Annotated in this window: 14 protein-coding genes; 7 read left to right on the plus strand and 7 right to left on the minus strand. The window is 39.4% G+C overall.

What is annotated here, in order from left to right; all coding sequences use genetic code 11:
• The first annotated feature begins 105 nt into the window (after positions 1–105).
• Genes yaaA through WA352_RS04190 form a run of 4 tightly spaced genes read left to right on the plus strand, consistent with a single transcriptional unit; the run spans position 106 to position 2,509 of the window.
• The gene (gene yaaA, locus WA352_RS04175) at positions 106–888 is read left to right on the plus strand and encodes a peroxide stress protein YaaA (RefSeq protein ID WP_005204244.1); all 783 of its coding nucleotides are present in this window, start codon (positions 106–108) and stop codon (positions 886–888) included.
• Between the two features lie 21 nt (positions 889–909).
• Entirely contained in the window at positions 910–1,173 is a 264-nt protein-coding gene (locus tag WA352_RS04180) for a hypothetical protein (RefSeq protein ID WP_004806584.1), read from the plus strand.
• Between the two features lie 9 nt (positions 1,174–1,182).
• Entirely contained in the window at positions 1,183–1,803 is a 621-nt protein-coding gene (locus WA352_RS04185) for an HD domain-containing protein (RefSeq protein WP_033132929.1), read from the plus strand.
• A 13-nt stretch (positions 1,804–1,816) separates the two neighbouring features.
• Positions 1,817–2,509, plus strand: a complete 693-nt coding sequence (locus tag WA352_RS04190; RefSeq protein WP_004806588.1) for a hypothetical protein — start codon at positions 1,817–1,819, stop codon at positions 2,507–2,509.
• Between the two features lie 63 nt (positions 2,510–2,572).
• On the opposite strand, the gene WA352_RS04195 is transcribed toward WA352_RS04190, so the two are convergent.
• The 5 genes from WA352_RS04195 to WA352_RS04215 form a co-directional block, all read right to left on the minus strand.
• Positions 2,573–3,358: a thiazole synthase gene (locus WA352_RS04195; protein ID WP_004639328.1), complete on the minus strand. Its 786-nt coding sequence runs from the start codon at positions 3,356–3,358 to the stop codon at positions 2,573–2,575.
• Between the two features lie 23 nt (positions 3,359–3,381).
• Complete coding sequence (thiS, locus tag WA352_RS04200) at positions 3,382–3,579, minus strand: sulfur carrier protein ThiS (RefSeq protein WP_033132928.1); 198 nt, start codon at positions 3,577–3,579, stop codon at positions 3,382–3,384.
• Positions 3,580–3,588: 9 nt separating this feature from the next.
• Positions 3,589–3,954 carry a DUF423 domain-containing protein gene (locus WA352_RS04205; RefSeq protein ID WP_033132927.1) on the minus strand — a complete coding sequence of 122 codons (366 nt, stop codon included), beginning with the start codon at positions 3,952–3,954 and terminating at the stop codon, positions 3,589–3,591.
• A 107-nt stretch (positions 3,955–4,061) separates the two neighbouring features.
• Complete coding sequence (rpoH, locus tag WA352_RS04210; RefSeq protein WP_004653896.1) at positions 4,062–4,931, minus strand: RNA polymerase sigma factor RpoH; 870 nt, start codon at positions 4,929–4,931, stop codon at positions 4,062–4,064.
• A 131-nt stretch (positions 4,932–5,062) separates the two neighbouring features.
• Complete coding sequence (locus WA352_RS04215; RefSeq protein WP_004806594.1) at positions 5,063–5,302, minus strand: sulfurtransferase TusA family protein; 240 nt, start codon at positions 5,300–5,302, stop codon at positions 5,063–5,065.
• 357 nt (positions 5,303–5,659) lie between these two features.
• On the opposite strand from WA352_RS04215, the gene WA352_RS04220 reads away from it, so the two are divergent.
• The 3 genes from WA352_RS04220 (at position 5,660) to fba (ending at position 8,381) form a co-directional block, all read left to right on the plus strand.
• Positions 5,660–5,872: a cold-shock protein gene (locus WA352_RS04220; RefSeq protein WP_004653893.1), complete on the plus strand. Its 213-nt coding sequence runs from the start codon at positions 5,660–5,662 to the stop codon at positions 5,870–5,872.
• Between the two features lie 109 nt (positions 5,873–5,981).
• Positions 5,982–7,133 carry an ATP-dependent RNA helicase RhlB gene (gene rhlB / locus WA352_RS04225; protein ID WP_004806597.1) on the plus strand — a complete coding sequence of 384 codons (1,152 nt, stop codon included), beginning with the start codon at positions 5,982–5,984 and terminating at the stop codon, positions 7,131–7,133.
• 210 nt (positions 7,134–7,343) lie between these two features.
• The gene (gene fba, locus WA352_RS04230; RefSeq protein ID WP_004806599.1) at positions 7,344–8,381 is read left to right on the plus strand and encodes a class II fructose-bisphosphate aldolase; all 1,038 of its coding nucleotides are present in this window, start codon (positions 7,344–7,346) and stop codon (positions 8,379–8,381) included.
• A 107-nt stretch (positions 8,382–8,488) separates the two neighbouring features.
• On the opposite strand, the gene WA352_RS04235 is transcribed toward fba, so the two are convergent.
• Together WA352_RS04235 and WA352_RS04240 are read right to left on the minus strand one after the other, a co-directional pair.
• Positions 8,489–9,802: a peptidylprolyl isomerase gene (locus WA352_RS04235; protein WP_033132926.1), complete on the minus strand. Its 1,314-nt coding sequence runs from the start codon at positions 9,800–9,802 to the stop codon at positions 8,489–8,491.
• Entirely contained in the window at positions 9,802–12,276 is a 2,475-nt protein-coding gene (locus tag WA352_RS04240; protein ID WP_033132925.1) for an LPS-assembly protein LptD, read from the minus strand. The genes WA352_RS04235 and WA352_RS04240 overlap by 1 nt, the downstream gene beginning before the upstream one ends.
• Between the last annotated feature and the right edge of the window lie 77 nt (positions 12,277–12,353).

Here is a 12,353-nt window from a genome sequence, read left to right on the forward strand (position 1 = left end):
GGAAGAATCCACTATTTTACCGATAAAACTGAACGAGAACACGAATTGGCATTAAAAATTATCAACTGTTATAGTTTCACCAAGATAAATTTATTCTGATTGATTATGCTTGCTTTAATTTCTCCTGCTAAAACACTCGATTACACCACAGCACTTCCTACAGATACACATACTCAGCCACGTTTGTTGGCGCAATCACAACAATTGATTGATGTTTGTCGCAAGCTTTCTGCGACAGAAATTGCATCGTTGATGACCGTGAGTGAAAAAATTGCCAATTTAAATGTAGAGCGTTTCCGTGACTGGAATGCAGATTTTGATTTTTCCAATGCACGTCAAGCTTTGTTTGCATTTAAAGGTGATGTGTACACGGGTTTAGATGCTTATCACTTAAAAGACCAAGATATTGATTTTGCCCAACAGCATTTACGTATGCTGTCTGGTCTTTATGGTTTATTACGTCCATTGGATTTGATGATGCCGTACCGTTTGGAAATGGGCACTAAACTAAAAAATAGCCGCGGCCATAATCTATATGAATTCTGGGGCAGTATTATCACAGATCAAATTAACCAAGATTTAGCTGAAATTGATGCAAAAGTGTTGGTAAATTTGGCCTCTGACGAATATTATAAATCTGTGAATGAAAAGAAAATTCAGGCAGAAATTATCAAGCCTGTATTCTTGGATCAAAAGAACGGAAAATATAAAGTCATCAGTTTTTATGCGAAAAAAGCGCGTGGTCTGATGGCAAGATACTTGATTGAGAATAAATTAAGCCAAGTAGAACAATTAAAAGCATTTGATAGTGAAGGGTATTACTTTGATGCTGAAAGTTCATCGAATAAAGAATTGGTCTTTAAGCGAGATGAACAGCACGCAGCTTAGGTTTGCCTTGGGCAGGGTGGGATGTTAACCAAAGAACATTTATTAAAACACGCGATATCGTCTGATCAAGTCCAGATAAAAGGGCATTTGACAGAACCTCGTAGTTATGGGGTGTATGCATTGCCGCTTGATCGAGACGGTACTCGACGATTCCGATTTGGTAATCATCCTATGCGCCAACAGGAACTAAAACATGAGTTTGGTTCCTGTACCTTGTATCAGCTTTTTCTAGAGCGTAAAGATGCTGAATCATTGGCAAAGTGGCTGAATAAAGAAATCCAATGAGGATAAGCAATGCCGCAATATTTAACTTCATTAGAAAAATCATGGTTTGAGCTGCATCAGCATTATCATTTTTCTGAACCGCAGAAAGTTTTTAATAAGTTGATTGCTGCCTACAGTGAAAAGCAGCGGGCTTATCATACTCTGCAACATTTGTATGAATGTCTAGTTCTAGTTGATTCGATTCGAGCTGATTTAAATGATGCACATGCTGTTACATTGGCGCTCTGGTTTCATGATGCGATTTATGATCCCCAAGCAAAAGATAATGAGCTGAAAAGTGCTGAGCTATTCGAGCAATATTTAGCTCAAGATTTATCAATTGATATTGTTCAGAAGATAAAGCAGTGGATTATTGCCACGCAAAAGCACGAATCGACGAATGAGTTGGATTTGCAGTTTTTACTGGATATTGACTTAGCGATTCTAGCGGCTTCGCCAGAGCGTTTTGCGGAGTATGAGCAGCAGATTCAACAGGAATATGCTTGGGTAGATCCAGATGTTTATGCGATTAAGAGAAAAGAAGTTCTAGCGCATTTTTATCAGACAGAATCACTGTATCAAACCGAATATTTTCAACAGAATTTTGAGCAAAGGGCGAAGCAAAATTTAAATCGAATATTAAACATTTAGAATTGAGAGAATCATGGATCAGCTAATTCAAACATTGAAAGAGCTAGCGAAACAGCATCCGTTAGAAAAATATTTTATATGGGAGTTGCCAGAAAGTAATCCATTACCAATCCCTGTACATCTTGCCTCCGTATTTGAGCAAAATATTTATTTAAAACATAATTTCAATTCTTTATTGAATTCAGATGATTTAGCTGGTCGGTACTGGTTGATTCAAGAGTGGGGAGGTATACGTTCTTTTAAGCAAAATCCTAAAAATGACCTGTTATTGCTTAAATTTGAAAGTGAACTTACAAAAGGTGCTTTAACAAGAACTACTTTTTCAGTGATCTCTTCTTTATCAAAAGTCGCATCATTTATGGATCATCAGGCTTATGCAGTTTATGATTCCAGAGTCATTTATTCTTTAAACTGGTTGTTGTTTAAATATTCAACATTAAAGGAATTTTATCCTCAGCCGGTCGGAAGGAATGCTGATATAACTCAATATGAACTTAATACGATTTTTAATTTGTTTGATGGTCCTGTGAACTATAAAACTCATCGCATTGCTTATCATGATTATTGCCAATTAATGAAAAAATTATCGATGGAAGTGTATGCTAAGAGTGAGCCTTATTGGGCTGAAATGCTTTTGTTTATCCTTGCACCAAAATATATTGTGAATGATATAAAAAGCTCATTGCAGATAACATTAAAATGCTAGAAAGAAATGAGTGTTTTGGCGATTAAAAAAGGGAGCAAATAGCTCCCTTTGCTTTTTCTTTTCTTACTTAAAGAAATAACCTGTCTCAGGCGAGCTGGCATTGGCCATACGCTTACGCGGCATACGACCCGCTAAAAATGCTTCACGACCTGCTTCAACCGCTTTTTTCATGGCAGAAGCCATTAAAATTGGATTTTGTGCAGCAGCAATTGCTGTATTCATTAATACGCCGTCACAACCGAGTTCCATTGCAATGGCAGCGTCACTGGCGGTACCCACACCTGCATCCACCAACACAGGAACCTTAGCGTTCTCTTTGATGATTGAAATGGTGTGTGGATTCAAAATACCGAGACCAGAACCAATCAAACTGCCCAAAGGCATGATTGCGACACAACCCATACTTTCAAGTTCTTGGGCAACAATTGGGTCATCCGAGGTGTAGACCATGATTTCAAAACCATCATCAATCAGGGTCTGCGCTGCTTTCAGTGTTGCAGTGACATTTGGGTATAAAGTTTTTTCATCACCGAGCACTTCTAGCTTCACCAAATTGTGACCATCAAGCAGTTCACGTGCCAGCATACAGGTACGAATCGCGCTATCTGCATCAAAACAACCTGCTGTATTCGGCAGAATCGTGTATTTTTCTGGTGGAATCACTGAAAGCAAATTCGGCTGATCGGCATGCTGACCAATGTTTACACGACGAATTGCAACTGTGACAATTTCAGCGCCACTGGCTTGAATGGCTAAATCAGTTTCATTGAGATCTTTATACTTACCCGTTCCGACCAATAAACGAGATTGGAAAGTACGTGAACCAATAATTAAAGGGGAATCTTGCATGGGCTTACTCCATTTTTAGCCGATTAGCCGCCACCAACAGCTTGAATAATTTCTATACGATCTTCAGGAGCAATTAATGTTTGCTCAAGTCTACTTTTCGGAATAATCTGTTGGTTCTTCTCTACAGCAAAGCGTTTGCCTTCTAAGGCTAAATTTTGAATTAATTGCTGTAGGTTTTCACAAGACGTGTCTGTTGACTCGCCATTTAAATAGATGTGCATGATCAATCCTTATTTCGCATGCTTGATTGCTTGCCATGCGAGTAACAGCCAGCCCGCTATCATAAACGCACCGCCAATCGGTGTAATCGCACCTAAAATGCGAGGTAGGTCGAGCGCCATAATGTACAACGAACCGCAGAAAAAGATGATACCAATTTGGATCAAAATAAAAGGAATTTTTATTGGAAATGTTGCTGTAGTTTTATGCATGACGCCTAAGATAAGCAATCCAATCGCATGATAGAAAAAGTATTGAGTTGCTGTACCCCACCAAGTAAGTTGTTCTGGGGTTGCAAAAGATTTGAGTCCATGAGCACCAAAAGCACCCAACATAACTGCAAGCGCAAGGTTAAGCGCCGAGATAGCTATCCACATAATGATAATGGAACTGGAAATTTGATGAACAAAGTTAACATATTCGGGTGCTTAAACAAAGCCAGATAAAACAAAAGGGCATTAAAGCCCTTGTGTTTGATTCGATTTTAACTTGCAGACATGGCGGTTTTGATTTTTTCCATTGCATTCTTTTCAAGCTGGCGAATACGTTCTGCGGAAACATTATATTCTGCAGCCAGTTCATGCAAAGTTGATTTGTCATCATCTAACCAGCGACGTTGTAAAATATTCCGTGAACGATCATCTAGCTGATCCATTGCCTCATGTAAGGCAGTGGTGCTTTGTTCTTCGTAGTCTTCTTCTTCAACTAATCGAGCAGGATCGTAACGATTATCCTCGAGATACAGTGCAGGTGCTGTATGTGGTGTATCGTCATCATCATCGCCTTGTGCTTCAAAAGCAGCATCATAAGCGGTTAAGCGACCTTCCATTTCGAGCACTTGCTCTGGTGTGACATTCAAATCATTGGCAATTGATTTCGCTTCTTCCAAAGTGAGTCGTTTGCTTGATTTTTTAAGACTACGTAAGTTAAAGAATAATTTACGTTGTGCCTTTGTCGTTGCGATTTTGACAATACGCCAGTTACGAATCACATATTCATGGATTTCGGCTTTAATCCAGTGCACTGCAAAAGAAACTAAGCGAACCCCCATATTTGGATCGAAGCGTTTGACCGCTTTCATTAATCCAAGGTTACCTTCTTGAATGAGATCGCCTTGTGGCAATCCGTAACCTGCATAACTACGTGCAATATGGACAACAAAGCGTAGGTGTGACATTACCAATAGTTTGGCAGCATCAAGATCTTGGTCATAATAATAACGCTCAGCAAGTTCTTTTTCCTGCTCGGCCGTTAGAATTGGAATTTGATTGACAGTACTGATATATGCACCAAGGTTTACGCCTGGCGCAGACAATGACAGGGGCATCAATTGATTGCTGCTGTCAGTAGTCATGGAGTCTCCTTATAGGATGGTATTTAAGTCAACAATTTCATCTTAATGCGAATGTTCTTCATCACTAAGGAAATTTGAGTATAAAAATGTAAAGTTATCTAGTTTATCTTTAGCTAGAGTTTAGCAAAGAATCACGTAGATTCAATTAAATAGTGAAATTCACGATCTGAAATTTTCTGAGTTAAACATTGAAGTTGCTGAATTTGGCAATATCGTGTTACATCAATTTCACTATGTGGATCAGAAGATTTCAATAGATATTGTTGTATGCCGTTGGCTTTCTTTAAAGCACGCTTCAACATCAATAGTGGCATTGGGCAAGGTTGCCCTAAAGCATCAATAATGATGGGTGTGTTGGATGTGTTGGTCATATACGATTAAATCACTTCATTCAAAATTATCTTAACAAATTTTTGCGTAATTTTTGAGAGAAAAATTTCATTAAAAAAACAGCTAAATTATTGAAAAAAACAGATAGAAACATCGGAAATAACTAAAAATAATTCTATTAATTGTGATAAACCCATGATAAGCTCGATGCGTTTTAGAAAGTTGTTTAATGCAAATTAATTGTTTTAAACTCTATAACAAATGGATGTAACCGGAAATTGTTGATAGTTTTACAGAATGATTACAAGCTTTAAAATTATAAATATTTTAAAACCTTGTTGGCTCTGCTGTTTGCAACACCGGAAGGTCCTTATCTTTCAATATCTGAGGATTGACTTATGACAGCTCGTGAACAAGGCGTAGTAAAGTGGTTTAATGACACTAAAGGCTTTGGTTTTATTCAGCGTAATGGTGGTGATGACGTATTTGTTCATTTCCGCGCGATTATGGGTGATGGCCACCGTTCTTTACGTGACGGCCAACGCGTAGAATTCAGTGTTGTTCAAGGACAAAAAGGTTTCCAGGCTGAAAACGTTCAGCCTTTAGACTAATTTGTTGCCTTAACGCAATAAAAAACGCCCCAATCTTATTGGGGCGTTTTTATTTTTTATGGTTTATAATAATGACTTTCTTTTGGTCGTTGATGGTTCGAGAGCATATATGACATCTGGTTTTGAAACCTTAAATTTACATCCGCAGTTGAAGAAAGCGATTGATGCTTTGGGTTTTACACAAATGACCCCAATTCAGCAAAAGGTTTTAAAATATACATTAGCAGGGCATGATGCTATTGGTCGAGCACAAACAGGCACAGGAAAAACAGCTGCCTTTTTGGTTAGTGTGATCAATGATCTACTCAATAATCCAGTTCAAGAGCAACGATTCCGTGGTGAGCCACGTGCGTTAATTTTAGCGCCGACACGCGAGTTAGCATTACAGATTGAAAGTGATGCGCAAGCATTAACCAAGTTTTCAAACCTACATCTTGTAACCTTATTAGGCGGCGTAGATTTTGAAAAACAAAAGAAAATGTTGGATCGCAACTTTGTTGATATCATTGTTGCAACACCAGGCCGTTTGATCGATTTTGTGGAGCAAAAAGAAGTTTGGTTGGATAAAATTGAATTTCTGGTGATTGATGAAGCAGATCGTTTGTTGGATATGGGCTTTATTCCATCGGTTAAACGAATTGTTCGCTTTTCGCCATTTAAAGAACAACGTCAAACTTTGATGTTCTCTGCGACGTTTAGCTATGATGTTTTAAATCTTGCACGTCAATGGTTGTTCGAGCCTGTAACGGTAGAAATTGAACCTGAGCAAAAAACCAATAATGATGTTGAACAACGTGTTTATGTGGTTGCTAAACAAGATAAATACAAGTTATTGCAAGATATTTTGCGTGAAGAGCCAATTGATAAAGTCATGATCTTTGCAAATCGTCGAGATCAGGTACGCCGTTTGTATGACCATTTGAAACGTGATGGTTATAAAGTTGGTATGTTATCTGGTGAAATTGCACAAGATAAGCGTTTAAAAATGCTAGACCAATTCAAACAAGGTAAGAACAATATTATGATTGCAACTGATGTTGCTGGTCGTGGTATTCATGTGGATGGTGTTTCGCATGTGATTAACTTTACTTTGCCTGAACAGTCTGATGACTATGTACATCGTATTGGTCGTACAGGGCGTGCTGGCGCGCAGGGTGTGAGTATCAGTTTCCTTTCGGAAGATGATGCATTCTATTTGCCAGAAATTGAAAAAGCGATTGGTAAAAAATTACCATTAACGCGTTTAGAGGGTTATTGCTAAGTCTTGATCCATTTTATTGGATGTATTTAAGCGCAATATCTTTTAAGCAAAAGGCCAAATCATACTGTGATTTGGCCTTTTTGATTATTTAGTCAGAATAACAACTCAAATTACACAAAAGATTAAAGTTTTTTTTATAATTACTGTGATTATTTGCTGAATTGAAATAGATCAGCATGTAGAATATGGCGCATTACCTGGGAGGATATTATGGCTCTAATTTCAATGCGCCAGCTCTTGGATCACGCTGCAGAACATAACTACGGCGTACCAGCGTTTAACGTAAACAATTTAGAACAAATGCGCGCAATCATGCTCGCTGCAGATGCAACGAATTCACCTGTTATCGTGCAAGCTTCGGCTGGTGCGCGTAAATATGCGGGTGCACCATTCTTACGTCATCTTATTTTAGCTGCGATTGAAGAGTGGCCACATATTCCAGTGGTAATGCATCAAGATCATGGTACAAGTCCTGATATTTGTCAGCGTTCAATCCAGTTGGGCTTTAGCTCAGTAATGATGGATGGTTCATTGGGTGAAGATGGTAAAACACCAACATCATACGACTACAATGTTGATGTAACACGTCGAGTGGTGTCTATTGCACATGCATGTGGTGTTTCAGTTGAAGGTGAGATTGGTTGCTTAGGTAGCCTTGAAACTGGTATGGCGGGTGAAGAAGATGGTGTGGGCGCAGAAGGTGTACTTGACCACTCTCAGCTGTTAACTTCTGTTGAAGAAGCAACTCAGTTTGTTGCGGATACCAATGTTGATGCTTTGGCGATTGCTGTCGGTACTTCACATGGTGCGTACAAGTTTACACGTCCACCTACAGGCGATATCTTGGCTATTGACCGCATTAAAGAAATTCATGCTGCGTTACCAAATACGCATCTTGTAATGCATGGTTCAAGCTCTGTACCACAAGAGTGGTTAGCTGTGATTAACCAGTATGGTGGCGATATTAAAGAAACTTATGGTGTGCCTGTAGATCAGCTTGTAGAAGCGATTAAGCACGGTGTACGTAAGATTAATATTGATACCGATTTACGTTTGGCTTCTACTGGCGCAATGCGTCGTATGATGGCTGAAAAACCAAGTGAATTTGACCCGCGTAAATTCTTTGGTGAAACAGTTGAAGCAATGAAGCAAATCTGTGTGGATCGTTATAATTCATTTGGTACATCAGGTAATGCAGATAAAATTCGTCCAATTTCTTTAGAGAAAATGGTTGATCGTTACAAATAATCAATTTGTAATGTAAAAAAATAGCGGCGATTGCCGCTATTTTTTTAATTGATTAATTTTTTAAATAAAAAATGCCAGCGAATTGCTGGCATTTTTATTCTGCATATTTATTTTTGCTGTGCTTTTGAGTCTAAGCTTGCATCTTTGATTTCAACGTAGGCATTCGCACGAAGTTCACGCATCCAGCTATCAACTTCGGTATCGAACTGACGTTCACCTAAGATTTGACGTGCCATACGTTCTTGTACTTCTTTGGTCATGTCTTGTTCACGTGTATCTGTGACTTGCAAGATATGCCAACCGAACTGGCTTTGGAATGGTTTGCTGATTTGTCCAACAGGTGTTTCTTTCATCACCTTTTCAAATTCAGGTACCATTACGCCCGGACTTACCCAACCTAAGCTACCACCATCCCGCGCAGAGCCTGTGTCATTTGAATAGGTTGCAGCAAGTGTTGCAAAATCATCACCCGCTTTAGCACGGTTGTATAGGCTATCGATCATTTGCTTAGCGCGATCTATGCTTACAACTTCAGATGGTTGGATTAGGATATGGCGTGTCTGGTATTGAGAGACTAATGCTTTTTGTTCGTTTTGCTTACGTTCAAGTAGTTTTAAGACATGCACACCATCACGAACATTGATTAACTCGGTGGTTTGTCCAACTTGAAGTGGGGCAATACGTGCAGAGAGTTCCGTTGGGATTTCTGATAATGAGCGGAAACCCATGTCAGCACCATCGACTTTCACTGAAGCTGTTGATAGCTTAGAGCTAATCGATTTGGTGTCATCACTTGTTGTGAGGGATTGTTTTACCTGTTGAGCGACTTGCTGTACTTCATTGTTATTTTCACCCGAAATGCGCATGTGAATCACATGGACTTGAGTACCTAGCGCAGCTTGACCTTCTGGGGAGTTTAAAAAGTTTTCAACATCATGATCACTGATTTTAATACGTGACATCACTTGTTGCTGACGTAAACGACCAATGGCTAAGTCTTCTGCGACACGGTTGCGCAAGTTTTCATATGTACCTGGTGCAATTGCATCTAACTTTTGTTGAAATGCTTCAAGAGTATTTGCACCTGATTGATTTGCAACTTTTAGTACCGCAGCATTTAAGCTCTTTTCATCAGGCTTAATACCATAACGCTTTACTTGCTCTAATTGAGCTTGGCGAATGATGAGTTGATCAAGCACTTGCATTTGTAAATACTGTTGTGGAGGAACAGTTTTGTTTTGTGCTTTCATCTGGTGTTCTGTTTCAGCAATCCCTTGTTCTAAATCACTTTTTAGAATGACACTACTATCTACAATGGCAACAACCTCATCCGTTGGCTGTGCAAAGCTTTGCATTGATGAAGAAATTAGGGCAGCGAGAACAGTTGCTTTAAAGATATGTTGAAAAGGTTTTATCTTCATTAACGTTGTGTCCAAGATTGATTAATTTTGTTGAAACCTAAAACTCTGTTTTCTAGGAGAGAAGCAAGCTTATTGTTTAAAGCACCGAGACCTTTTAGGGTGAATTCAGCCATAACAGCATTCTTTTTACGAACGCCTGGGGTGTTTGGGTCATCCAGATCATTGTAGTAAGAACGACCATAAACTGAGACAGCCCAACAACATGACTCGTAATTTACACCAAGTAAATATTCACGCATCACATTATTGTCAATGTCGTATTGAGCATGACCCATAATACGCCAATTGTCTTTTACAGGTTGTATAAAGGATGCAACAACTTGGTCATAAGAATCTTGTCGATCTGGGATATCTTTACGGTAAAAATAGCCTAAGTTGTAAAGATTACCTTTGTCACCGGTATAGTAAGCTTGGAAATCGCGTTGTGCATTTTCGCCATTCGACATCCATGCAGAGTTAGATGTAATGGTGAAGTTCTGATTAAGCTGGCTTGATAAACTAACAATAGGGCCTGTACGTGTTTGGGTATCAAACTCATCGAGTTTTTCATTCAGACTGACACGGCGGTCACTAAAGTAATAACTTTGACCAATGCTTGCTTTAATGCGCTCTAGGCCTTCAGTATCTAACAAGCTATAAGTCACACCGAGCGACAAGAAATTATTGTCATCTAGACGGTCATGCCCATAGAAGCGATATGGGTTGAACAGTTGATCATAGTTGATCGACGCTGTAGTCGAATCAAAGTTTGGATGATCATCTTGGTTCTTATAAGGTGAGTAAGCATAAAAAGCACGAGGAGAAATACTCTGTAAGTATTTGCCTTCTTTCTCGAACGTTAAGCCTGTGGCAAGCGTGAATTGAGGAACAACAACTGATTTTTCTAAATCATCAGAAGCAGACAGTCCACGGCCTTCTTTTGAGTCTTGATCGTAGAAGGTGTTAATACTACGTACAGAGACTTCTGGAACGACATAGAACCAAGAAGGGGTTAAATAGTTGTAGCGAACTGCAAACTGGTTGTAGATACGCGTACCACTTGATTCTAGCGCAGAACCATCATCTACAGACTTTTTGAAATAAGCGGTATCGTTATTAAACTCGTATTGTAGACCTTGTGGATCACCAGTAACGTAGTTTAATAAGAATTGTGGAAGTCGAGCATAAGGTTTATCGACATCTTTAATGGTTTTATCTAGGGTTTGGAAATCTTCAACCTTCAACTGAGCTTTAAGGCCAGGAATCCCATTTTGGTAATTCAGTTCCCAAGCACGGCGCAAATTTAGATCGGTTCGTGTGTTCGGGTTGTTATTGAAGTCTGCGAAGTAATCTTTATCTGATGCGTAGTTATATTCTAAATTGGTCGACCATTGGTCGTCGATTTTCCAATTGTGAACAAAATGAAGGTCATCACGTGCTTCGCCGCCATATTGATCATCTTTGGCGATATAGCCTCCCCAAATACGACCAGAACCAAAGTTTTCAGTCATATAGCGGAAGTCAGCATCTAATTTCGGGCCACGTTTGCTCATGTAGCTCGGGGTGAGTGTGAGATCATAGTTTGGCGCAAGATTGAGATAAACAGGGGTGATTAACTGCGCACCACCATCATTGCTATAGCCAAAATTTGGACTCAATAAACCCGTAGTGCGTCGGTCATCAATCGGAAAGTTGAAATATGGGACTGCAAGTATAGGTACGTCTTTGACATAAAGCTTGGTGCCGCGGGTTACACCGCGACCTGTATCTTGGTTTAGCTCAATTTCTTTGGCCTGAATTTTCCATGCAGGTTTTTGCTCAGGAGGACAAGCGGTATAGCTCGCGTCCTTAAAAATGACTAAATTCTGATTTTCCCGTTTTATTTGACTGGCATGACCATGTGCATGCTGTTGTTCAGAGATATAGAAACTATTGTTTAAATCACCAGTCTGGGTTTTTAAATTATAGTTAATCGCATCACTTTGGGTGAGTAATCCTGATTGAGCAACCTGAACACGACCTTCGGCATTGGCAAATGTTTGTGTCGAATCGATTGTAACTTGATCAGCACGAATAGTTCGGCCTTCTTGATCGATGACAACATTGCCTTGTAAAACAGAATCACCTGTCGGGTTGTAATGCCCATAATCAGCGGTGAGCACAGAAGTGGTCGTATTTGCATTACCAGCCTTTGTTTCGGGGTTGATTGGAGTGACCCAAGTCCCTTGGCAAAATGAAGAGCTTAAATAACGATTGTCACGTAATTGCGCTTCTGGTGCAGATTTATCTACATAATATTGCTGGAAAAAACTTTCCCCAGGATAACTTTCTTGGTTTTGCTGTTCTTGATTCTGTCGAATGGCAGCTTTGAGCTGTTTATTGTCAAGCGTAGAGACAGCATCAGCTTGCGCCGCGAAACCTGATTGAATCGAGCCGCCGCACAAGAGTGTCAAAATAGCTGTTGCTAAAGGATTAAATTTAAACTGATGTTTCATTGTCTCATTAACCAATACGCTAATTCACAATTAATTATTGTCGCATCATAGAGAAAAAGTTGATAAGTGGCTACACT

Origin of the sequence: Acinetobacter sp. 102, from assembly GCF_037028485.1 — a bacterium.
In the GTDB taxonomy this organism is placed as follows: domain Bacteria; phylum Pseudomonadota; class Gammaproteobacteria; order Pseudomonadales; family Moraxellaceae; genus Acinetobacter; species Acinetobacter higginsii.